Origin of the sequence: Polaribacter haliotis, from assembly GCF_014784055.1 — a bacterium.
Taxonomy (GTDB): domain Bacteria; phylum Bacteroidota; class Bacteroidia; order Flavobacteriales; family Flavobacteriaceae; genus Polaribacter; species Polaribacter haliotis.
In genome coordinates, this window is sequence record NZ_CP061813.1 from 2,945,043 (window position 1) to 2,968,626 (window position 23,584).

Genomic DNA, 23,584 nt, shown 5'->3' on the forward strand with positions numbered 1-23,584 from the left:
GTACATTTACCAATATGGCAAAAGTAAAATATTATTACGATGCAGATACGCTTTCTTACAGAAAAATTGCTGTAAAGAAAAGTGCTTACTTCAAGAAATCTGTATTTGGTATTTTTGCTATCTTTTTAATAGCTTTTATAGGTTTTATTCTCTTTAGTCAGTTTATTATGTCTCCGAATGAAAGAGCATTAAATAGAGAGAATGAGAATTTAAAATTGAATTACGAAATACTTTCAAAAAGAATTGAAGAAAATGTTGGGATTTTAGCACAAATTCAAGAAAGAGACGATAATATTTATAGATCTTATTTTGAAGCAAATCCTATCCCAGAAGAACAAAGAAAAGCTGGTTTTGGTGGTGTAAATAGATATAAGCATTTAGATGGTTACGATAATTCTAAAATGATTACTAAGATTACCAAAGACGTAGATATTTTATCGAAACAAATGGTGGTTCAATCTAAATCTTTGGACGAAATTGTTGCTCTTGCAAAAGAAAAAGAAGAAATGTTAGCGTCAATTCCTGCGATTCAGCCAGTAAAAAATGAAGATTTAAAAAGAATGGCTTCTGGTTATGGAATGCGAATTCATCCTATTTTAAAATATCGTAAAATGCATAAAGGAATGGATTTTACAGCGCCAGTTGGAACACCAATTTACGCAACTGGAAATGGAAAAGTTATTCGTGCACAAAGAAGTAGTTCTTTTGGAAATGTTGTTTATATAGACCATGGTTATGGTTATAAAACGATATATGCACACATGAGTATGATAAAAACTAGAAAAGGGAAAAAAGTAAAACGTGGCGATTTAATTGGTTATGTTGGAAATACGGGTTTATCTGCAGCAGCACATTTACATTACGAAGTTCATAAAAACGACAGAGCCGTAAATCCTATTTACTTTTATTATGGAGATTTAACTCCAGACGAATTCGAAGCGATGCAAAAAGCAGCTGCTATAGAAGGGCAGTCTTATGATTAAATTGGAAGTTGGGAGTGACAATAAATGAATATCTTAAAAAAAAGAGATTTTTTCTAAAACTTATTCATTTACTTTGAATCTTGAACCCAAAACCAAAACAAACCTTGAACCCACAGTATGCATGTAGATTTACCAGAAAAAAGATACTATAAAATTGGCGAAGTTGCAAAAGCATTTAACGTGAATGCGTCTTTAATTCGTTTTTGGGAAAAAGAGTTCGATATTATAAAACCTAAGAAAAATGCGAAAGGTAACCGCCTTTTTACGCAAGATGATATCGTAAATTTTAAGCTAATTTTTAATTTAGTAAAAGAAAGAGGTTTTACTTTAGAAGGAGCAAAACAAAAGCTGAAGAAAAACCCAGAATCTACCTTTAATAAGCACGAAATAATTACAAGATTAGAATCTGTAAAAGCAGAATTGAATAAAATTAAAAATCAATTGTAACAGAATATGTATTTCTGTGTCTAATAATTGATAATAGCTCTAATAATTGATAATAGCTCTAATAATCTTTAAATTCTCACGAATATTAGGTATTTTTGAAGCAATAAAAAAAAATCAACTAACAAATTTAAAAATAGAAATTATGAAAAAATGGTTAATTCCAGTAATAGTTATAGCTATAATTGGTTATGCAATTTACAGTTGGGCAGTAGGTTTTAATAACACTGCAGTAAAATTAAACGAAAATGTATCTGAATCTTGGGGTAATGTGGAAACTGCGTACCAAAGAAGAACAGATTTAATTGGAAATTTAGTAAATACTGTAAAAGGAGCTGCAGATTACGAAAAAGGAACTTTAGTAGAAGTAATTGAGGCAAGAGCAAAAGCAACTTCTGTAAACATAGATCCATCTAATATTACACCAGAACAATTAGCACAATTTAATAAAGTACAAGGTGGTTTAAGTGGCGCTTTAAAAAGTTTGTTGGTAACTGTCGAAAGATATCCTGACTTGAAAGCGAATCAAAATTTCTTAAAATTACAAGACGAATTAGCAAGTACAGAAAACCAAATTTTAACAGCAAGAACTCGTTATAACGAAAATATTAAGCCTTTTAACAATCACGTTAAAACGTTTCCAAACTCAATATTAGCAGGTTGGTTTAATTTTGAAGGAAAACCATATTTCCAGTCAGAAGCAGGAGCAGAAAACCCAGTTAAAGTAGATTTTAGTAAATAATAAAAGATGTCTAAAGTAGAAGAATTTCTTAGTCCAGCAGAAGAAAAGGAAATTATTTCTGCGATTAGAATAGCAGAGACAAATACTTCTGGCGAAATACGTGTGCATATTGAAGCTTCTTCCGAGAAAGACCATTATGAACGTGCGTTAGAAGTATTTCATCTGTTAAAGATGGACAATACAAAAGACGCTAATGCCGTCTTAATTTATGTTGCTGTAAATGATAAAAAATTTGTTATTTATGGCGATAAAGGAATAAATAAAGTGGTTCCCAAAGACTTTTGGGATACCACCAAAGACGTAATTCAAAATAACTTTAAAAAAGGAAATTTTAAACAAGGTATTGTTGATGGAATTTTAAAAGCTGGAGAAGAATTACAAGATCATTTTCCTTGGCAAATTGATGATGAAAACGAATTATCTAATGAAATTTCTAAATAATTAAATGAATTTCTTGAAATCAATTAAAGTCGTAATATTCTTATTTGGAATTTTTTCCACTCAATTAATTTTTGGGCAATTTACTGTTCCAGAGAAACCGAAATTTCAAACAAGCGTTTACGATTACACAAAACTTCTTTCAGATAATCAAAAAACAAGTTTAGAAAATAAACTTGTTCGATATTCAGATTCTACATCCACACAAATTGTTGTTATAATTATTGAAACCACAAAGAACGAGAGTATTGGAATTCTTGCTCCAAGATGGGCACAAAAATGGGGAATTGGTCAAGCCAAAGAAGACAATGGAATACTTATTTTATTAGCCGAAAAAGATCGTAAAATTTGGATTGCTCCTGGTTATGGAATAGAGCCAATTTTAACTGCAGGAATCGTTGGAGATATTACAAGAAATGTAATTATTCCAGAATTTAAAAGAGGCGATTTTTATGGTGGATTAGACAAAGGGTCAGATGCAATCTTTCAACTGTTAAATGGCGTATATAAAGGATCTCGCAAAGAAAATGCGAAAGGTTTCGACCCTGGAATTATATTTTTTATTTTAATAATTATCATATTTATTATTTTAATCTCTAGAGGAAATAAAAATAATGGAAGTGGAGGAAAACGCTTTAGAAGAGGTTCTTTAGCAGATACAATTTTCGATACTATTATTTTAAGCAACGCTGGTAGAGGTGGAGGAAGTTTTGGTGGTGGCTTTGGAGGCTCTTCTTCTGGAGGTGGTTTTGGAGGTTCGTCAGGAGGTTTTGGTGGCGGATTTGGTGGTGGTGGATTTAGTGGTGGTGGAGCAGGTGGAAGCTGGTAAATAATCTTTCTTTCTTGAAAATTTAACCTTCTCAAAGAAAATTTATACTTCAAATTTTATTTTTAACAAGGAAAAACGGAACGCTTTTTGATGATTATTAAGAAAAAAATAATTGTATTTATGTTAAAGAAAATTTCGTTTGTATTTAGTTTTTTGTTGTTGATGAGTTGTCAGAATTTCGGGCAATTAAAAATGTTGGCAGATTTGCCTAAAGATTTAAAAGAAGTTTCTGGAACTGAAATTGTAGCAAAATCTGATTTAATTTGGATGATAAATGATGGAGGAAATAAACCAGAATTATTTGGTTTAAATGAAAAAGGAAAAATCATTAAAGAGATTTACATTAAAGCCAAAAACCACGATTGGGAAGATTTAACTTCCGATGAAAAAGGAAATATTTACATTGGCGATTTCGGAAACAACTTAAACAGAAGAAAAAATTTGTCTATTATTATTGTCGAACAAAATGAGTTGGATGAAAAGAATGCTGAAGTAGACGAAATTGAATTCGAATATCCGAATCAGACTAAATTTCCACCTAAAAAGAAAAATAAGTTTTTTGATACTGAAGGTTTTTTCTACTTTAAAAAATCACTTTATATTTTTACCAAAAGTAGAGTAAAAGGAAATTACGGAAAAACAACGATGTATAAAATTCCTGCTAAAAAAGGAAAATACGTAGCAGAAATTGTAGGAGAATTCGAAAACTGTAGCAGTTTAGAATGTTGGATAACTTCTGCAGATATTTCTGAAGATGGAAAAAAAGTAGCATTATTATCTCAGAAAAATGTACTAATCTTTACTGATTTTAAAGAGGATAATTTCCTCTCAGGAAAGGTTCAAAAGATTGAATTAACACATCGTTCTCAAAAAGAAGGCATTACTTTTAAAGACAACAATACCTTATTAATTACAGACGAAAAAGCGCACGGAGCTGGAGGTAACTTATATGAGTTGAAGATTTAAAAAAGAATCACAAACTTGTAAAATAACAAAGCCCAACCTGCAACTAAAAACAAACCTCCTAAAGGTGTAATTGGTCCTAAAAAACGTAGTTTTTTATTATTTACAGAAGAAATTACCAAACCATAAATAGAAAACGAAAACAAGAAAACACCAATTATAAAAGCATGGATAATATATCTGTCAATTGGAATTTCCGAGTTTAATTGAAATCCTAAAATCAACAATACAATTGCGTGATACATTTGGTATTTTACGCCAGTTTCAAAACTTTGTAACTGCTCTATATTTAATTTTTTCTTCAATAAATGTGCTCCAAAAGCACCTAAAATAATTGCTAAGCATCCAAAGAACGCTCCAAAAAGTAAACCTTGCTGACTCATATTTTTCTAAAAATCGAAACCTAAACTAAATGTTATTCTTAAACCATCACTACTGTTAAACGCACCAACACTTGTGGTTAGCATATTTGCTGCGTTTAAGAAAAATCCTCCACCATAAGATGTATTTGGAGTTGGAGAATCTAATGGAGCAAATACAATGTTATCTGGAGATTCCCAAACTTTTCCATAATCGAAACCACCATAAACACCAATATTAATTGGCAGAATTGCAGTTCTTAGGTTGCTAATGTTATAGCGAATATCTGTTGTATGATAAAATGCATTCTTTCCAGTAAAACGTTCGTTTCTATAACCACGTAAACCTTCATTTCCTCCAATTGTTGCGGCTTGGTAAAATTCAAAATCATTTCCAAAAGTAAAATGTCCATCTACCTTAGAAGCTAAAACTAATTTTCCATTAGGTATTATTTTATGAGTAATACCTAAGGATGTTGTGGCGTAAGAGAAATTACGTTTGCTATTTAAACTTCTTGTATGCCCCAATAATGCATTAAATTCTACACCTAAAGTTGGAAAAGCAGGATTGTCTGAATGTTGGTAATAATAACTAGCTTCTGTATTAAAGAAATTTTGGGCTTTAAAGATTTTGTTTGTTGCTAAATACTGTGTTTCTAAAAAACGATTAGAAGTTCTTTCAACATCAAAATTTTGAAAATTAGCAGCTAATTTAATTTCAGCACCTAAATCTCCTCTATATTTTAAAAAAGAACCCACTTGAATTTTTCTGATCTTAACTCTATTAAAATTTCTATTTTCCAAATCATCTGCTTCTGGGTTGTAAGAATTATTACCATATCCAAAGAAATTTCTAGCATAATTTGGGCTGTTAAATTGTGCATTTAAACCTAAATTTAAACGATCTAAAATATTGGCATATTCTCCATTGTATTTTAATTCGTAACCATTTGTTGCGAAAAAATAATAACCTTCTATAATGTGTTTTCTAGTAAATGGATTTCTTTCGAAACTATTTACTAAAAGTGTATTTTTTAACCCGATTTTAATACCATCATCTGGATTGTAACCAATTGCAGGAGAAATTAAATTACTTCTACTTTTTAACTTTTTGTAGTTATATGTATTTGTTTTATAATCGTCTGTAATTTTTTTATGAACATTAGTTGTTTTAAATGTATTTTTCTTTGACTTTTGATCGTAAACTTTTACGTTTTTCTTGTTATTAATTTCGTAAGTATCATTATTTAAACCCCCAATAATTTTCAATTTTATAGTTTTATTTCCATTTTTTCCATTCAAAAGAAAGACATCATCATCGTCTAAACCATACATCCAAATTTCTTTGGTAACTTTATATTTGTAGGTTCTTTCATGTACAATATCTGCTTTTTCTCCATCTTTAATTCTGTAAACAGCAACTTTTGTATCGCCATTTCGAAAACGTTCAATTTCGAACCAATCGTCTTTATTAGTTCCTGTTATAACTTGAAACTTATTTAAGTGTTTAAAATATTTATCGGAAATTTTTTGAAGATTTTTTCTTCTTCCTTTCAATTTTCGTTTAATATCGTCGATACTTTCATCTCTAACTTCTTTTGGAAATTTAGAAAAGGCACTTTCTATAACTTTGTCTGTAATTTGATTTTGAATAATAGAAACTTGTTTGTCCCAAATTTCTTTGTTAGATTCTCGAATCAATCTCATGTCTAATGGATAAGCAGACATACTAAAATGTTGTGGGCTTTTTATGTCCTCCTCATAAGAACGCATTCCTTTTAAAGCAGGAATGGAACCTGTTAAAAGATTCATTAAAAAACCATCACTAAAAATAGAAAAAGCTTGGTCTCTATCTCTTGGAACTGGTCTATAAACAACTTTTTCCCCTTCTTTAAATTCTGCCCATCTCCATTGGTCTTGATGCCTGTCCCAATCTCCAATTAACATGTCAAACAAACGTGCTCTTATATAAGAGGCTTCATCTAAAATGTACTTTTCGTCTTTTGCTAAATTCTTTCTTAAATCGTCTGTACTAATAATTTCATCAGAAAAACCAAAGTACTTTTTATCTCCATGTCCATCTGCAGTTCTTGCTTCAATCATGTACAGTTCATCACCAAATTCTGCATTAAATTTTTGCAAGCCTTTCTGTTTTGGTACATAAAACAAAATTGGTTTTGTATGGTAAACATCTATGGCTTCTGCCAATTTATCAATCGTAAAAGGTGCATATGGATGAGATCCCGTAAAAACATCTAACAACAAGTCTTCTGTGTATGTTTTTTTAAATTGACCTTCTACATATTGGTTTTTAAAAGCAACAGCTTGTAAATATTGTACAGCATTTTTTCTTAAAGCTCGCATTACATATTCTCTACCATCTTTACCTTCTAATCTTAAAGATTTAGATTGATGTCCTCCACCTTTTCTAACAGGTTTTAAACCTCCATATAAAGTATCTAAATTTACAGTTGGTGCTACGATTTTTTGACCAAAATATTTACGATATCTTTTTCCCCAAAGAAATTTATAAAACTTTCCTCTTTTAGTTTCTGAATCTTTATAAATTCCAGCTTCTTTTTCTGTAAGTTTTGCGTTTGGGAAATTTGTAAATTCTACAACACTATCTTTTTTGAAAACATTGGCTTCAAAAACTATTTTACGCTCTTTTGCAGTATAAAAATGAACTGTAGAAGCTCCGTCTTCATATACATCTAGTCTTGCAAAACCTTGTGTTCCGTATGAAAAAAGACCACCATTTACATTTTTTGTCGCAGTAAATTTAGAACCAGAACCACTTACAATTTGTGGTATATTATCTTGTACTATGTATTGGATACTATGTTCGTGCCCAGAAACAAAAATTATTTTTTCGTTCTGTTGTGCCAAACTAATAATTCGTTTTCTTAAATGATTGTATTTATCGTTTTGTTGGTCTGTATTTGTAACTCCAGATGCTTTTCTAAGAATATTTAAAGCAGAACCAAAAACTGGTAAAGGTTTCATATGGCTTTTAAATGAATAATAACCTCCATGAGGTCCATTGGTAAACATTGGATGGTGTAAAGCAATAAGTGTTGTTTTTCCTTGCGATTTTTTTATTAATCCTTCAAATTCTTCAAAGAATTTTTCTCTTGTTTTTATTTCACATTCGTCGTTTATTCCTGGGTGATTGTCCCAGTTTGTAACATACCAATGTGTGTCAACAACAATAATGTTTATCTCGTCGTTTACTTCTATTTTTTCTAATGGACAACCATTTTCTGGTTGAAAAGTGTTTTTTCCTAAAGCTTCTTCAACTAACTTTTCTTGTCTTTTTAAACCTTTTAAACCACTATACCAGTCGTGATTTCCAGGGATAACTAATGTTTTACCTGGAAAGCTTTTGCCAATATCTGTTTGAACTTTTAAACGGTATTTTGCAAGTTTATAGTTTTTTGAGTTTTCATCTGGAATTCCTTTCTGATATACATTATCTCCTAAATAAATAAGAGTCGAATTCTTGTTTGCCGATTTAATTTCTTGTTCTAAATAAGAAAGTGCAGAATCTTTTTGATACAAATCTGAATTACCTGCATCTCCAATTAAATAAAAAGAGTGAATTACTTTCGAAGAATCTTTTCTAGGAACATATTTATGATCGTTTGAAACTTGCATTTTTATTGTAGCACAAGCAGAAATTAGGGAAATTATAATTAGAAAGAAAGCGTATTTATAAAGTTTCATAGGTCTTAAAAATTATTTAAATATTGATTTTTTATAAGAATTGAAATCTTCTTTGGTGTCAATATCTATAAAATTTGTATTCAATTCAGGACAAAGAACATCATTTTTTTTGGCATTTATGAACTCTTTTGCACCTTTGTCTCCCTCTATCAATAACAATTGAGGAAAATATTTTTTCGAGAAAATTACAGGAACTCCAAGTATATTACCATAATTTGAAGCAATTATTTTAGAATTATTACTCTTAAATAATTGATACATAGCTTTTAAATAAGTTTTTTCTATAGCTGGTTGATCTGCTAAAAGCACGCAAATTCCGTCAAAACTTAAGTCATTTTTCTGAATATATTTCACTCCAGAAATAATGCTAGAACTTAAACCATTTTCTGAATTTTTATTTAAAATTACAGTTATATTTTTAAAAGATATTTTTTCTTGAATTTCTTTAGAACTATTACCTAAAACACAAAAAACATTCGATTTTTGAATTGAAAAAGCTTTTTCTAAAACGAGTTCAAGTAAATACTTATCGCCAATTTTAAGAAGTTGTTTTGGAGTTTTCATACGAGAAGAACGACCACCAGCCAATATTAAAATTGCGATTTTATCCATTTTTATTGATTAATTTTCCCTGATAAATTTCGTAATGAAAAAGGTTCTTTCTTTCTAAGAATAGATAGTATTTCAGCAATAATAGAAATTGCAATTTCCTCTGGTGTTTGCGCACCAATATGCAAACCTGCAGGTGTGTAAATTATGTCTAAAAATTCTTCAGAAGTTTCTGGTGCAAAGTCGAAAAGCTCGTTAAATAAACGTTCTCTTCTATTTGGAGCCCCTAAAATACCAATGTATTTTGGGTTGAATTCTGTAAGTTTTACCAAATATTTTAAATCTTGTACGTAACTATGGTTCATAATTACAATGGCAGTATTTGTATTAATGTTTTTAAACTGAATTGTTTCTGGGCTTTCTCCAACTACAACATTTGCTCCAGGGAAATCGATTAATTTTTTACTGTCTTTAGCGGATGTAATTACATCGATTTCCCAACCTAAATTAGAAGCAATTTTGCATAATTTCACAGCATCATGTTCGCCTCCAATAATAATTAATTTAAATGAAGGTTCTAAAAGCTGCGTAAAAACAAATTCTTCTTTTTTATGTTGAAGATGAAAGGATTCAGAAAATAAAAATTGTTTATTATTTTTAAAAGTAATTGCTGAACCAAAATTCCCGAAAACTTCATCTTCTTTAGAATAAAGACAAGTTATTTTAAAAGATTCTCTATTTTTTGTAGCTTCAGAAAAAGCCAATAAAAAGTAATTTGAGATAAAAAAAGGTTCTAACAAAATGTATAAAATTCCTTCACATCCTAATCTATACCTTCCATCGTACGTAATTATCTTTGGCTTATTGTCTCTAAAAACTGTTTTTGCTCTTTGTATAATTTCTTTTTCTACGCAACCACCACTTACAGCTCCAGTATAGGAATTGTCTTCAGAAATTAACATTCTAACACCAGGTTTTCTGTAAGAAGAACCATCTAAATCCACAACAGTTGCCAAGACATTTTTTAATCCTTTTTGTTCGTTAATAATGGCTTTCTCTATAATTTCTTTAAGTTCGTGAATCATTAAAAGTGTGTAGTTTTCTAAGGACTAAGATAAAAATTTAAAGTGGATTCGAAATAACAACTTTACTTGAATACTTTTTCTTTAATAGCTCTAATTTTGGATGAATGTATTTTTTACAAAATGGTTTTTGTGGGTTTTTCTGAAAGTAATTTTGAAACTCATTTGTAGAAGCTTTAAATTCTTTAAACTTTAATATTTTAGTGATAATTTTCTCTGAAAAATTAGATTGTATTTTTTCTATTATTTGTTCAATTTCTTGAACTTCATTTTCTTTAAAATAATAAATAGCAGACCTATATTTTTCTCTCATAGAATGATTACTCGTACTTTTATGAGTTAATAAATGGACTTCAATTAAGGTTATTAAATCAATTTTGGAAACATTAAATTCTACTATTACTGCTTCAGAAAAAGAAGTATTTCCATTTGTTGAAGAAACCCATCCTTGTTCCACTTTTTCTACACCAATTATAGATTGAAATACAGCTTCTGTACACCAATGACAGCCACCACCAAAAGCAATTTTTGTTAATTCCATTGCAGATTTTTCCTTTCATTCCAATAAAATTCTGGCGCAATTTTAAAGGAATTTAATGTTTCTATTTCCTCGAATGTGAGTGTAAAAGAATCTAATTTTAAATTTTCTTTTAATTGTTTAAAATTACTTGCTCCACTTAAAATAGTAGCATTTGGAATGGTTTGTTTTCCATATTTTAAGGAAATAGCATCTACACCAACCTTGTAATTTTCCGCCAAACTTTCTAAAACAGCATACATTTTGGAATAATGATTGTAGTTTTCATTCCGAAAAACACGTCCATTTGCCAAAGCTTCTTTTATTACAATCGTTTTATTTTGATTATTTAATTCAGCTGAAATTTCTTTTAAACTCTGGTCCAACAAATTATAAGTTACTTGAAAAAGGTCGAATAATTGTTCTCCATCAACTACAACATTTAAGGCATTTTTAATTACTTCAACTTGGTTAGTTCCAGTAGTCGTTAATCCTATTTTTAAATTGTGTTCTTTCTTTATAAAAGCCAATTTTTCTAAAACTTCGGTATTTTCTAAAACACCAGTTTCTAAAGTCGCAGAATGAATTTGATACACTTTTAAATAGGGCAGTAGCTGTTTAGAAAATTGCCACTGCTCATTTAATTTGGCTAAACTATGTTCCTTTATTTCGTGAATTTTTGCATTTGCATCAAAATTTGCGGTGTACGTATAACCCCATTTTGTTGCTACTTCTATGGATTTATCGTTTTTTGTTAGTAACCATTCTAACAATAATTCTTCTGCCAAACCATAACCTGGAGCAGTATCGAAATATCGAATGCCTAAATTGTAAGCATCTTCTAAAACCAAAAAACTTTCTTTTCTAAAAATTTCTAAATTAGAATTATCACAACTTTCTTGACGTACATTTATGTATTGTGGTCTTCCTAAAGCGGCTGTTCCAAGTCCTAAATTCATATTATATAATTTTAATGTTTTCTAAAAAATGAATCACTTTTTGTGCTGGCATTTCACAAGGTTTTAAAATTTCTTTTTTAGAAGTGATGTAATAATTTAAGCTGATAAAATTGTTGCCTTTTAATTCTTTACCATAAATTTTAAATGATTTACCTTCATTAAAAATTTGTTTTGTTAGGCTGTATTTTTTGTTCTCGTAAATTCCCTCAGAATAACCTTCAGGTAAATTATGTATGGTTTTTAGAACTTTCATTGTTTGTCAACTTTATCATACCTAACAGGTTTTAAAAACCTGACTGTTTTTTTATTTGAAATTGTCATTTTGAGCGAAATGTAATGAAGTCGAAAAATCTTTAATTTAGAGATTCGATATAGATTTCTCCACAAGGTCGAAATGACAGTTTTTAATTTTTTAAGAACTACAAGATAACATAGAACAACCTACTTTATTTCTTGCCCATTCTGGCCTTTTTACAAACCATTTTTCGCTTTCTGGCTGTTCTTTGTATGGATTTTTCAATAATTGAAATAACTCTTCAATTAAAGAATAATTGCCTTCATCTGCTTTGTCAATCGCCAATTGTGCCATGTAATTTCGCAACACATATTTAGGATTAACCCCATCCATTTTTTCTTTTCTTTCAGCATGTGAAAGTGTTTCTTTTTGAAGTCTTTCTGTATAATTTTGAAACCATAAATTCCATCTGCTTTTCACTTCGCCAGAAATATCTTCAAGATTGTAAAAAGCATCTTCTACAATTTTTAAGCTGGATGAATCTTCATCTAAATTGCTTAGATTTCTGAAGAAAATAGTCATATCTGTTTCTGTCAATTGTAAATTATCTTCTAAGTTTTGAATCAATTCTATGTCATTTTTATCAACTGAAAATAAACCTAATTTAGATTTCATCATTGTAAAAGATTGTTTTTCAAAATCTACTTTATAATTGTTCAAAATTTCTTCTAAAGGTTTTGCATCTTCAATTAAAGGATACAAAGCATTTGCTAATTGATACAAATTCCACAAACCAATATTTGGCTGATTTCCATATCTGTAGCGTTTATTTTGGCGATCTGTTGTGTTTGGTGTCCAGCCAAAATCGAAACCTTCCAACCAGCCATAAGGTCCGAAATCGATAGTTAAACCTAAGATGGACATGTTATCTGTATTCATAACTCCGTGTACAAAACCGACTCTTTGCCAATCGATAATCATATGTAAAGTGCGCTCAGAAACTTCTTTAAAAAAACTGATATACGTTTCCTTGGATGGATTTCCCAAATGGGAAAAATGATTTATTATGGTGTAGTCTGTCAATATTTTTAAGTTTTTCACATCGTTTCTCGAAGAAAAGATTTCAAAATTACCAAAACGTAAAAAACTTGGCGCTGTTCTCGCAACAATTGCCCCTTTTTCGTAGGCAGGATTTCCATTATATAAAACATCTCTTAAAACTTGGTCTCCAGATAAACTTAAAGACAAAGCACGCGTTGTTGAAACGCCTAAATAAAACATTGCTTCACTGCACAAATATTCTCTTATGGACGAACGTAAAACCGCCAAACCATCTGCAGTTCTAGAATATGGAGTTTCTCCAGCACCTTTTAATTGCACTTTCCAATTCTTGTTTTTGTGTTCTACTTCAAACAAATTTATGGCTCTTCCATCTCCTAATTGTCCTGCCCAATTTCCAAATTGATGTCCAGCATAACACATGGCAAAAGGCTTTGTTTCAGGATAAATTTCATTTCCAGTAACAATATTTTTAAAGAAATCGGTTTTAGTTTCTTCTTTGGTAATTCCTAATTCAGAAGCCATTTCTTTAGAAACATGTAACACTTTCGGGTTTGATGTTTTCTTAGGAGAAACATAAGAAAAAACGGCATTTTCTACTTGTCTTCTCGAATTTTCTAAGTTTTTATCTGCTGGTAAACTTTCTGTAAAAGTATGTTTTATGTTTAGTTTCATTTGTCTTTTGTTACAAGGGATTTAAATCTCTTGTTGTTTTATAAGCCATTTTTGAAGATCCTTATCAGAAGGATTTCTTAACTTTTTTGTACCAATTGTAATTGTTGGAAAATTCAATTTTCCATTTTCATACAATTTACGTAATTCTTTGGCATTTTCTAAATTTTGGGCACATCTAAAAACGCGTAATCTAAATTACGCGTTTTTAAAAATGTTTTATAATATTTGGTTTTATGGCATCTTTCTGCGCCATACAATTTAATCATCTTACTTCAATTTATCCGCATATAATTTTCTCAATTTTGCCAATTTTGGTTCAATTACAAAACTACAATACCCTTGTTGTGTATTTTCTCTATAATAATTTTGATGTTCTTGTTCAGCTTCATAAAAAATTGGTAGTGGACTAATTTCTGTTACAATTTTATTAGAATAATAAGGCTGAATTTGTTTTATAACTTCCTCTGCAATTTTGTGTTGCGTTTCATTTTCGTAATAAATTACAGAACGATATTGTGTACCTCTATCTGCACCTTGTTGGTTTAAAGTTGTAGGATCGTGTGTGGTCATAAAAACAACCAAAATGTCTTCGAAAGTAATAATATTTGAATCGAATGTTATTTGAATTACTTCTGCATGTCCAGTTAACCCAGAGCAAATTTCTCTATATGTTGGTTTGCCTGGTGCATTTCCACCAGCATAACCAGAAACTACTTTTTCTACACCTTTAACTTCTTGGAATACAGCTTCTGTACACCAAAAACAACCACCTCCTAATGTGGCAATTTGTAAACTTTTATTATTCATTTCCTTCTTCTTTCTCCAACTGCATAGATTCCGAGTTTATACAATAACGCAACCCACTTGGTTCTGGACCATCAGGAAAAATATGCCCTAAATGTGCATCGCAAGTGTTACACATTACTTCTACTCGAACCATACCAAAAGAAATATCTTTATGGTATTTTATAGCATTTTCTTTAATTGGTTGTGTAAAACTTGGCCAACCAGAGCTTGAATCGAACTTTATAGTAGAATCGAATAGTGGAGTATTACAACAAACACAATTGTATTGCCCTTCGTCGTAAATACTACATAAAGCTCCTGTATGTGGTCTTTCTGTACCTTTTTGTCTTGTAATTCTAAACTGTTCTGGAGTTAAAATTTCTTTCCATTCAGTATCTGTTTTTTCTACTCTTCTTTCTGGTGTTGGATTTCCTTTCGTAGAAAATCTAATTACATCTTTCCATGTTAGCATAAGTTAATTCCTTTCTTTTTAATTAATAATATATGCTTTATAATATTTATGTAGTCGAAAAACGGGTTGTTTTCTTACAAAGAACATTTCATTTTGAAATACCAAAAGCATTACTTAAATTTACAATATAATATACAAACCAAAGGCAATTAAATTTGACTATTTTTGTATGAAAATTAAATGTTTATGACTGAATTAATTGCTGAAGTAGAAAAATTCGTTTACGGTTTATTGAGTGATGAATTACATGCAAATTATGTGTATCATAATTTAGCACACACGCAAAGAGTAGTTGAAAAAACGAAAGAGTTAGCAGAGAATTTAGAAATTATAAAAGTTGAAGCAGATAATCTTGAAATCGCTGCTTGGTTCCATGATGCAGGTTATATAAAAGGATCTGAAAACCATGAAGAAAACAGCGTTATAATTGCGAAAGATTTTTTGAAAACAAAGAATTTTTCAGAAAATAGAATTAATACTATTTGCCAATTAATTTTAGCAACAAAGATGAATTATCTTCCACAAAATAATTTGGAGGGAATTATAAAAGATGCAGATTCATCTCATTTAGCTTCAAAAAGATTTTTTGATTATACTTCTTTATTAAGGAAAGAATGGGAGCTTGGTTTAGGAAAAAAATATTCAAATGAAGAGTGGATTGAATTAAATCTATCTTTTTTAACTCACAAACATAGATATTATTCTGATTTTGCTTTAAAAAATTGGAGTAAAGACAAGGAGAAAAACTTGGCAAAATTGTTAAAAAACCAAAAGAAACTTAAAAAAGAGAACAAAAAATTTAAACAGAAAAAAGTTGCTTTAGATTTAAAGAAAAATAAAAGTATTGTTCCAGAACGTGGTGTGGAAACGATGTTTAGAGTTGCTTTAAGAAACCATATTACTTTAAGTGATATTGCAGATACTAAAGCCAATATTTTACTTTCTGTAAATGCAATTATTGTCTCATTAGCTTTATCTAATTTATTACCTAAGTTAGATAATCCTTCGAATGCGCATTTGTTAATTCCTACAATTATTTTTGTTGCATTTACTGTGGTTTCTATGGTTTTGTCTATAATCGCGACAAGACCAAATGTTACTGAAGGAAAGTTTACGAAAGAAGACGTATCTAATCGAAAAGTAAACTTATTGTTCTTTGGAAATTTCCATCAAATGAAATTGGAAGATTTCGAATGGGGAATCTCGGAAATGATGACAGATAGAGACTATTTATATGGTTCACTTACTAAAGATTTGTATTTTTTAGGTTTAGTGTTAAATAGAAAATATAAAATATTACGTCTTACTTATACTGTTTTTATGATTGGAATTATTGTAAGTGTAATTGCCTTTGGGGTTTCTTTTAAATTTAAAGGAATGCCAGTTTAGGCTTCAATTTGTTTTATTAAATCGTTTAGTGTTATTGTTTTCTTTTCATCAAAATCTTTTTGATAAACAACTTCTACTCTAAGCGCCTTTAAACCAGAAACACCCTGTAAATCTTCTAATTCTAAATACTCAATTTTGCCCAATTGCTTTTTAGATTGTAAGAAATTTATGTATTTAATATATTCTAAAGCATCTTTATCTTGTGAGTAAATTATTGCAATTTTTCCAGGTTGAGTAATACGTTCTTCAGAATTTTTTATGTGAGCTTTGTCAATACGTTTTTTAATAATTTCGTAACGAATATTATAAGCACCATCTACATCGAACTGTTTTTCGTCCATTCGAAATTTAATTGCCATGGAATTACTATGCACCAAAACCAAGGAAGCAACTCTTAAGTTATGTTCCATTTTATCTAATAAAGAAAATGCAATATTTTCCATTTCGCACATGGTTTGTAATTGCCAAAGGCGAAGGTTGTATAAATAAAGTTCGTCGAACTTTTTATCTTTTGCGATGGATTGTCCAATGTACATGTTAAATTCTACACCATCCGTTTTATATCTTTCGAAATAATGAGGAAACATTTGTTGCGCATCTTTTTGTTTCTTGTCTATAAATTTAGATAATTTAAGGTTGATAAGGTTTACACTTTTTTCGTAATCTTTACGTTTTTCATAAACGACGTTTAAATTTTCATCTAAACGATTCATATAAATACTTACTTTTTTGGAAAGTGGTTTGTTAATGTCTTTAATATGCTTAAAAACAGGATATATTTCTCTCTGTAAAAAATCCAGTATATTAATTTCGTCTCCAGCATTTAACTCTTCTTCTACATCTTTTAAAAATGTGGAAACACGAAACATTAACTCGTTATAAATTGGAAGTTTTTCAGTTTTACAAGCATCTTTTAAAACAGAAATTGCCAAAGTAAGTTGTGTAATTAGATCTTCTCTAATTGCTTGGTTTCTTGCTTCAGAAGAACCTTTAATATCACTTTGTCCATAAAGAGGAAAGACATCGTTAAAAACAATTTCGTCTAATTTTGCGTTGTCATTTGATTGAGACTCCAAATGATATTTTTGTGCAGCTTGGTAAAAACGCCATTTTACAGAACTGTGAATAGAGGTGTAGTTTTCTTGAATTGTTGCCTCTAAAACATTCTGTCTTTCTTCTGATGTTCTTTTTACAGCGGCTTCGAAAACAGGTAAAATATCTTTTAATTTGTTAATATTTACCGAGTTTAAATCATAAGCTCTTGGAGAAGCGATTTCTAATAAAGCTAAATCGCCACTATTATTAGCTTTAATAGGAATTAGGATAATACTTTGTACACCTGAGTCGTATAAACTATTGTAAAATGAATTTTTATCAGTGGCTTTACCATATTCTTCTAAATCGGAAATGACAAAAGTTTCGTGGTCTACAAATACTTTTTGAATAATATTCTGACAGAAATAATCTGATGAACACATTATTTGGTCTTCATTATTTAAAATAATACTATTCGATTTATTAACGACTGTTTCGCATAATTTTCCATTGAATTTGTCGAAAATAGAATAGCCCAATTTTAAGTCTCTAATACTATAAAAATCTCGTAAATTATTTTGAAGTCGGAAGATTAAATTATCGCCACCACCTAATAAATTCGCTTTTATAGAAGACAACATTTCTTCGGAAGTAACATCGAATAAATTGATTATACCAAAGCCTTTAAAAATATAACTATTTGGAGGAAATTTTTCTTTCCAAAGATCTATGTCATCAAAATTATTTAAAAGTTCTCTAAAATCTTCTTGTGTGATATTAGGAGCGTTTTTAGTAGCTGTAATTTCTGAAAAATCTGCATTAAAGGTTGCTCTATAATATTTCATTGTTCCAGTTGTTTTGTCTGGAATATCGAAATAAAAAGGTCTTTTAACATCTACATTATAGCCGTAAACAAAACTTAATATAAAGGTACATGCCATAATATACATGCTTTCTTCTTCGAAATTTCTTACTGTAAATTCATAATTTTCACCTGCATTTTTTATAATGTTTTCAAAACGAGAGGTAAATTTAAAGGATGTAAAAGAAAAAGGGATACTTACTGCTTTTATTTCGTTATTTAGTAGTGGTTCTGGAAAAAGCGGGTCTAATAATAAATTTATTGGTTCGTGATATTTTTCCAATAAAGAATAATCTGAAAAACCATTTATTAGTTCTGGGTATTTCTCTAAAAGAAGAATCATTTCCTTTGCAGATGAGTGAAATGGATGGTTTTCGTATTCTTTTTGAGCATATTTTTCAAACACAACAAAAACTTTCTCAAAAGAAATATTTAATTGCAATGGCAATTCTACTCCAGAAACTAAACTCGATTCTATTATTTTCATTTTTTCTCTTTTACTCTACTAATTTACAAAATTGTTTATAAATGGTCGTAATTTCTTAATGGTACTTTCTTTTTATTAAAATTTAGTGGAACAAATATTAATGAGATTGCAACTAATACACAAGTTTTTTAAATAGGGATTTTTATTCCAATCTTAGGGATTGAGTAAGTGCGTTAGGGATTGCAATGGAAATCCTTTTGCCTTTTTTAAGGCAAAAGATTGCAATGGAAAGCCCGCTCGAACGCCCAAAAAATTATAAAAATTTGTTACAAATTGGTTTTATTTCTGTCTGAAATAAATAGTAATTGGAACTCCAGAAAAATTGTAGATTTCTCTTAATTTATTCTCGACAAAACGTTTGTAAGGATCTCTAACATATTGTGGTAAATTACAGAAAAACGCAAACTGAGGTGTTTGTGTTGGTAATTGCATACAATATTTAATCTTTACGTATTTTCCTTTAATTGCTGGTGGTGGATAGCTTTTTACGATGTCTAACATGGCATCATTAAACTTGCTCGTCGCAATTTTATTTTTTCTGTTTTCGAAAACTTCAACTGCAGTTTCTATGGCTTTAAAAATACGTTGTTTCGTTAAAACGGACGTAAATACGATTGGCACATCTGTAAAAGGCTCAATTTGTTTTCGAACCATTGCTTCGAAATCTCGCATGGTATTGGTTTCTTTCTCTACCAAATCCCATTTATTTATTAAAATAACAACTCCTTTTCTGTTCTTTTCTGCCAACCAAAAGATGTTTTGGTCTTGTCCTTCGAAACCACGAGTGGCATCTACAACCAGAATAATAACGTCTGCATATTCAATAGAACGTACTGCACGCATAACAGAATAAAATTCTAAATCTTCTTTTACTTTCGATTTTTTTCTAATTCCTGCAGTGTCGATTAAGTTAAAATCGAAACCAAATCGGTTGTACTTTGTATCGATGGAATCTCTTGTGGTTCCAGCAATATTGGTTACAATATTTCTGTCTTCCCCAATTAAAGCATTTATAAAAGACGATTTTCCTGCATTTGGTCGCCCAACAACAGCAAATCTTGGTAATTCCTCTTTTTCTAAATCATTCTCTTCTGGTGCTGGCATTTTTTCTGCCAAAGCATCTAATAAATCTCCAGTTCCACTTCCGTTAATAGAAGAAATGGTGTGGTAATCGCCCAACCCTAAATTGTAAAACTCTACTGCATCTGCATCACGCATTGCATTATCTACCTTGTTTACTGTAACAAAAATTGGTTTTTTTACTTTACGAAGTATTTTTGCAACTTCTGCATCCATAGGAGTTATTCCTTCTTCTACATCGACCACAAAAACGATTAAATCTGCCTCTTCAATGGCAAGATTTACTTGTTTTCTAATTTCTTCTTCAAAAATATCATCGGAACCAATCGCGTAACCACCAGTGTCTATCACAGAAAATTCCTTTCCATTCCAGTCCGATTTTCCATAATGTCTGTCTCTTGTAACTCCGCTTACAGAATCTACAATTGCTTCTCTACGCTGTACTAATCTGTTAAAAAGTGTTGACTTCCCTACATTTGGTCTTCCTACAATGGCAACAATGCTATTCATCTTAATTGAAATTTTTTGCAAAGATACAATTTACTGTATGATAATTAATCGTAATTTTAGACAGTTATAAAATCAGTTTTTTATGAGTGATAAAAAAACGCTCCTTATTGAAAAAAGAAATAGCGAATTATTTCTAAGACCTCGTTTTTCTATTGATTTAGAAGAAAATGCTGAAGTTTTATTAAATAGGTTTTCAGATGCATTTAAAAAAGATGATAATCCAATGAGAGGGAATATTGTAGACAGCCATATTTTTATAAATGTTCCACAGAAAGAGGAGCATTTTTGGTCACCACAATTGCATTTAGAACTTGTAGAAAAAGAAAATAAAGAAACTGAATTAAAAGGTTTATTTGGACCAAAACCTCAAGTTTGGACGCTTTTTATGTTCGTACATTTTGTAATAGGAATTTCTTTTTTAGGGTTTTGTGTTTTATTATACACAAGATTGTCTCTAAAAGAATCGCTTGTTTTTCCTGTAATTATGATGATTGCTTTGCCTCTAATTTGGATATTACTTTATTTTTTAGGGCAAATAGGAAAGGACACAGGGAAATCTCAAATACAAGATTTACATGATTTTATGATTGGTATTATTTAAAAAAGTACCTTTCATGCTGATAAAATGAAATGTTTGTTTATAGTGAAGTTGAATACTAAAATTACTCTTTATTAATTTTGATTATATCCGAAACGTTTCAGTTGACTTTTATCGCTTCGCCAATTTTTATTGACTTTTACATACAATTCTATAAAAACTTTTTTCTCGAAAAATTTCTCTAAATCCTTTCTCGCTTCAGCGCCAACTCTTTTAATAGCAGAGCCTTTATGACCGATAATAATTCCTTTTTGAGTTTCACGTTCCACCATAATTACAGAACGAATTCGAACAATATGCTCTTCTTCGGTAAATTCTTCGGTTTCCACTTCTACAGAATATGGAATTTCCTTTTTGTAATGCATTAGAATTTTTTCTCTAATTTTCTCATTTACAAAAAAGCGTTCTGGTTTGTCTGTTAATTGATCTTTTGGATAAAAAGCAGGCGATTCTGGTAATAATTCCTTTATTTTTTCGAAAACTTCAGAAACATTAAAACCTTCCAAGGCAGAAATTACAAAAACATCTGCATTTGGGACTTTGTTTTTCCAGTATTCTATTTTTTCTTCCACTTCAACTTGCGAAGATTTATCAATTTTATTTAATAATAAAATCACAGGAATTTCACTATGAATTATTTTGTTGAAGAAAGCTTCATTTTTTAATTCTTTTTCGCCAACTTCTACCATATAAATTAGAATATCTGCGTCATCTAAGGCAGATTTTACGAAATCCATCATCGAAGATTGTAATTCATAGGCAGGTTTTATGATTCCTGGCGTATCCGAAAACACAATTTGATAATTTTCTTCGTTTACAATTCCTAAAATTCGGTGTCTTGTTGTTTGCGCTTTAGAAGTGATAATAGACAGTTTTTCGCCTACTAACGCGTTCATTAACGTTGATTTACCAACATTAGGATTTCCAATAATATTTACAAAACCAGCTTTATGTGTCATACTGCAAAGATAATTCCTTTTTACAGTTCATTCAATTTTAGTGTATTAAAAAATAATTAAAATAAAGTTTGGTTAGTATTTACATTGTATTGTATATTTGCAGTCCAATAATTTCGGCGATATTATGGCTCGCAAGTTAAAAGCTAAAGTGAAAGAATTGGAAATTACAACGCGGGATAGAGCAGTAGGTAGCTCGTCGGGCTCATAACCCGAAGGTCACTGGTTCGAGTCCAGTTCCCGCTACAAAGCTTAATGCTATTAGAATCAACGGATTGTTTACGAACAATCCGTTTTTTTATGTCTTTAAGTTTCTTACTTTTACGTACCGTAAACGTTTTGCCTTTGAAGATGAATTATTGGATTCAAAAATCTACACAGGAGGAGTAGATATTTCCTCTTGATTTTATACTCATTTTACAAAAGAAAAAATCATTACCTAAAGATTTGTTTGTTATTTCGAAATTCAGGAACTGGAAAATTTGTAAAGCAAAATTTATAAAAATATACGTATACTAATTAAAAATTAACAAGGAACTTTTTTTTAACGACTATAGAACAAGCTTTGTTGCAATATGGTTTTAATCCCTATGAAATTAATATTGTTTTGGAAGAAGCTATTTTTTCAAGACATACAACAAGGAGCAACAACAAAGAAATAGTACATCAACAGCCAACTATTAAAGATACAAATGTTACATCTATTTTAAGTGCTTTTGAATTGACTTTAGATTTAAAAGCAAATATATTTAACAAAAAATCTTTTATTCAAAATAAGATTCAATATAGGTCTTTTTGAGAAATGGTTAAAAGCGAAAACTTATTTCGATAATCCCATCACCTTTATAACAAAGAAATGAATTTTCTAAATGATTAAAAAAAACAAAGATCATTTTAAATTAGGAAAAGAATATGGGATTCATTTATTTTAATTAGTTAAATCGTTTTCTATTAACCAATTTATTAAAGACGAAGTCCAAGACTTACTTGTTCCACTTTTCCCTAAACCAAAACCATGACCTCCTTTTTCATAAATATGTATTTCAACAGGAATATTATTTACTTTTAACGCTAAATAATACTGTAGACTATTTTCTATAGGTACAGATTTATCATCACTTGCATGAACTAGAAATGTTTTTGGTGTTAAAGTGCTAACTCGTTTTTCATTAGAAAATGTTTCTGTATTTTCTTTTGAAGCGAATTTTCCGAGTAAATTAATTTTGGACCCTTTGTGAGTAATTGAATCTTCCATAGAAATTACTGGATAAATAAGAATTGAAAAATTAATTTTTGAAGTAACATCGTCCTTCATTTTGTAAACAGTTTTATTAAATTGTGTAGATAAAGTTGCAGCTAAATGTCCGCCAGCAGAAAAACCAATTACACCAATTTTATTTTTATTTAAATTCCAAATTTCAGCTTTTCTTCTCACAAAACGAATTGCCTCTTGCGCATCTTGTAAAGGCCCAATTTTCTTATCTTTCATTATAATATTATTAGGCAACCTGTACTTTAATACAAAAGCTGTAATGCCTAAATTATTTAAAAACTTTGCTACTTTATAGCCTTCTTTGTTTATTGCTAAATGTTTGTAGCCTCCACCAGGAAAAATAACCACAGAAGTTCCATTTGGTTGTTCTGGTTTAAAAATTGTTATTGTTGGAACAGAAACTTGACTTGTTTTATTTAAAATTGAATCTTTAAATACTTTAATCTCTTTAAATTCTGAGTTATTAATGGCATTTGGAATTGTTCCATTCCATAGATTAACTTCAATGCTTTGGGCATTACATAAGCTACATACATAAAAAAAAACTACATTTACGACCTTTTGTATTTTTTTCAT

General features: G+C 29.9%; 22 protein-coding genes and 1 tRNA gene. 9 read left to right on the top strand and 14 right to left on the bottom strand.

The features are described 5' to 3' along the window. Positions 1 to 14 precede the first annotated feature (14 nt). The 6 genes from H9I45_RS12655 (at position 15) to H9I45_RS12680 (ending at position 4,402) form a co-directional block, all read left to right on the top strand. Entirely contained in the window at positions 15 to 983 is a 969-nt protein-coding gene (locus H9I45_RS12655; RefSeq protein WP_088353820.1) for a M23 family metallopeptidase, read from the top strand. 117 nt (positions 984 to 1,100) lie between these two features. Further along, complete coding sequence (locus H9I45_RS12660; RefSeq protein ID WP_088353821.1) at positions 1,101 to 1,430, top strand: MerR family transcriptional regulator; 330 nt, start codon at positions 1,101 to 1,103, stop codon at positions 1,428 to 1,430. 142 nt (positions 1,431 to 1,572) lie between these two features. Then, the gene (locus H9I45_RS12665; protein ID WP_088353822.1) at positions 1,573 to 2,169 is read left to right on the top strand and encodes a LemA family protein; all 597 of its coding nucleotides are present in this window, start codon (positions 1,573 to 1,575) and stop codon (positions 2,167 to 2,169) included. Between the two features lie 6 nt (positions 2,170 to 2,175). Beyond that, a complete protein-coding gene (locus tag H9I45_RS12670) occupies positions 2,176 to 2,610 on the top strand; it encodes a TPM domain-containing protein (protein ID WP_088353823.1) in 435 nt (144 codons plus the stop codon). A 4-nt stretch (positions 2,611 to 2,614) separates the two neighbouring features. Beyond that, the gene (locus H9I45_RS12675; RefSeq protein ID WP_088353824.1) at positions 2,615 to 3,436 is read left to right on the top strand and encodes a TPM domain-containing protein; all 822 of its coding nucleotides are present in this window, start codon (positions 2,615 to 2,617) and stop codon (positions 3,434 to 3,436) included. Between the two features lie 120 nt (positions 3,437 to 3,556). Beyond that, entirely contained in the window at positions 3,557 to 4,402 is an 846-nt protein-coding gene (locus H9I45_RS12680) for a hypothetical protein (RefSeq protein ID WP_088354041.1), read from the top strand. On the opposite strand, the gene H9I45_RS12685 is transcribed toward H9I45_RS12680, so the two are convergent. The 10 genes from H9I45_RS12685 to msrB all read right to left on the bottom strand — a co-directional run bounded on the left by H9I45_RS12685 (position 4,399) and on the right by msrB (position 14,818). Continuing rightward, positions 4,399 to 4,782: a DUF423 domain-containing protein gene (locus H9I45_RS12685; protein ID WP_088353825.1), complete on the bottom strand. Its 384-nt coding sequence runs from the start codon at positions 4,780 to 4,782 to the stop codon at positions 4,399 to 4,401. The two genes, H9I45_RS12680 and H9I45_RS12685, sit on opposite strands and share 4 nt — an antisense overlap. A gap of 6 nt (positions 4,783 to 4,788) precedes the next feature. Next, positions 4,789 to 8,415 carry a metallophosphoesterase gene (locus H9I45_RS12690; protein ID WP_340936257.1) on the bottom strand — a complete coding sequence of 1,209 codons (3,627 nt, stop codon included), beginning with the start codon at positions 8,413 to 8,415 and terminating at the stop codon, positions 4,789 to 4,791. Between the two features lie 81 nt (positions 8,416 to 8,496). Continuing rightward, the gene (locus H9I45_RS12695; RefSeq protein WP_088353827.1) at positions 8,497 to 9,096 is read right to left on the bottom strand and encodes a nucleotidyltransferase family protein; all 600 of its coding nucleotides are present in this window, start codon (positions 9,094 to 9,096) and stop codon (positions 8,497 to 8,499) included. A gap of 2 nt (positions 9,097 to 9,098) precedes the next feature. After that, the gene (locus H9I45_RS12700) at positions 9,099 to 10,118 is read right to left on the bottom strand and encodes an XdhC family protein (RefSeq protein ID WP_088353828.1); all 1,020 of its coding nucleotides are present in this window, start codon (positions 10,116 to 10,118) and stop codon (positions 9,099 to 9,101) included. Positions 10,119 to 10,155: 37 nt separating this feature from the next. Further along, entirely contained in the window at positions 10,156 to 10,656 is a 501-nt protein-coding gene (locus H9I45_RS12705; protein ID WP_088353829.1) for a peptide-methionine (S)-S-oxide reductase, read from the bottom strand. After that, entirely contained in the window at positions 10,647 to 11,591 is a 945-nt protein-coding gene (locus H9I45_RS12710) for an aldo/keto reductase (protein WP_088353830.1), read from the bottom strand. The genes H9I45_RS12705 and H9I45_RS12710 overlap by 10 nt, the downstream gene beginning before the upstream one ends. A gap of 1 nt (position 11,592) precedes the next feature. Continuing rightward, positions 11,593 to 11,844, bottom strand: a complete 252-nt coding sequence (locus tag H9I45_RS12715) for a peptide methionine sulfoxide reductase (RefSeq protein WP_088353831.1) — start codon at positions 11,842 to 11,844, stop codon at positions 11,593 to 11,595. A 159-nt stretch (positions 11,845 to 12,003) separates the two neighbouring features. Next, positions 12,004 to 13,560, bottom strand: a complete 1,557-nt coding sequence (locus H9I45_RS12720; protein WP_088353832.1) for a protein adenylyltransferase SelO — start codon at positions 13,558 to 13,560, stop codon at positions 12,004 to 12,006. A gap of 267 nt (positions 13,561 to 13,827) precedes the next feature. Next, a complete protein-coding gene (gene msrA / locus H9I45_RS12725; protein WP_088353833.1) occupies positions 13,828 to 14,367 on the bottom strand; it encodes a peptide-methionine (S)-S-oxide reductase MsrA in 540 nt (179 codons plus the stop codon). Further along, a complete protein-coding gene (gene msrB, locus H9I45_RS12730) occupies positions 14,360 to 14,818 on the bottom strand; it encodes a peptide-methionine (R)-S-oxide reductase MsrB (RefSeq protein ID WP_088353834.1) in 459 nt (152 codons plus the stop codon). Before msrB ends, msrA begins: the two co-directional genes overlap by 8 nt. Before the next feature lie 186 nt (positions 14,819 to 15,004). On the opposite strand from msrB, the gene H9I45_RS12735 reads away from it, so the two are divergent. Beyond that, on the top strand, positions 15,005 to 16,207 hold the full coding sequence (locus H9I45_RS12735) for a Pycsar system effector family protein (RefSeq protein ID WP_088353835.1): 1,203 nt from the start codon (positions 15,005 to 15,007) through the stop codon (positions 16,205 to 16,207). On the opposite strand, the gene H9I45_RS12740 is transcribed toward H9I45_RS12735, so the two are convergent. Both H9I45_RS12740 and der read right to left on the bottom strand, forming a co-directional pair. Then, the gene (locus tag H9I45_RS12740; protein ID WP_088353836.1) at positions 16,204 to 18,591 is read right to left on the bottom strand and encodes a GAF domain-containing protein; all 2,388 of its coding nucleotides are present in this window, start codon (positions 18,589 to 18,591) and stop codon (positions 16,204 to 16,206) included. The genes H9I45_RS12735 and H9I45_RS12740 overlap by 4 nt on opposite strands. A gap of 279 nt (positions 18,592 to 18,870) precedes the next feature. Next, positions 18,871 to 20,181: a ribosome biogenesis GTPase Der gene (der, locus tag H9I45_RS12745; protein ID WP_088353837.1), complete on the bottom strand. Its 1,311-nt coding sequence runs from the start codon at positions 20,179 to 20,181 to the stop codon at positions 18,871 to 18,873. Between the two features lie 82 nt (positions 20,182 to 20,263). On the opposite strand from der, the gene H9I45_RS12750 reads away from it, so the two are divergent. Further along, positions 20,264 to 20,782 carry a GTP-binding protein gene (locus H9I45_RS12750; RefSeq protein WP_088353838.1) on the top strand — a complete coding sequence of 173 codons (519 nt, stop codon included), beginning with the start codon at positions 20,264 to 20,266 and terminating at the stop codon, positions 20,780 to 20,782. Between the two features lie 71 nt (positions 20,783 to 20,853). On the opposite strand, the gene era is transcribed toward H9I45_RS12750, so the two are convergent. Then, the gene (gene era, locus H9I45_RS12755) at positions 20,854 to 21,738 is read right to left on the bottom strand and encodes a GTPase Era (RefSeq protein WP_088353839.1); all 885 of its coding nucleotides are present in this window, start codon (positions 21,736 to 21,738) and stop codon (positions 20,854 to 20,856) included. 170 nt (positions 21,739 to 21,908) lie between these two features. Between era and H9I45_RS12760 the strand changes: the two genes are divergently transcribed. After that, positions 21,909 to 21,981, top strand: a tRNA-Met gene (locus H9I45_RS12760). 682 nt (positions 21,982 to 22,663) lie between these two features. Here the strand turns inward: H9I45_RS12760 and H9I45_RS12765 are convergent. Then, positions 22,664 to 23,584, bottom strand: a complete 921-nt coding sequence (locus tag H9I45_RS12765) for an alpha/beta hydrolase (RefSeq protein WP_088353841.1) — start codon at positions 23,582 to 23,584, stop codon at positions 22,664 to 22,666.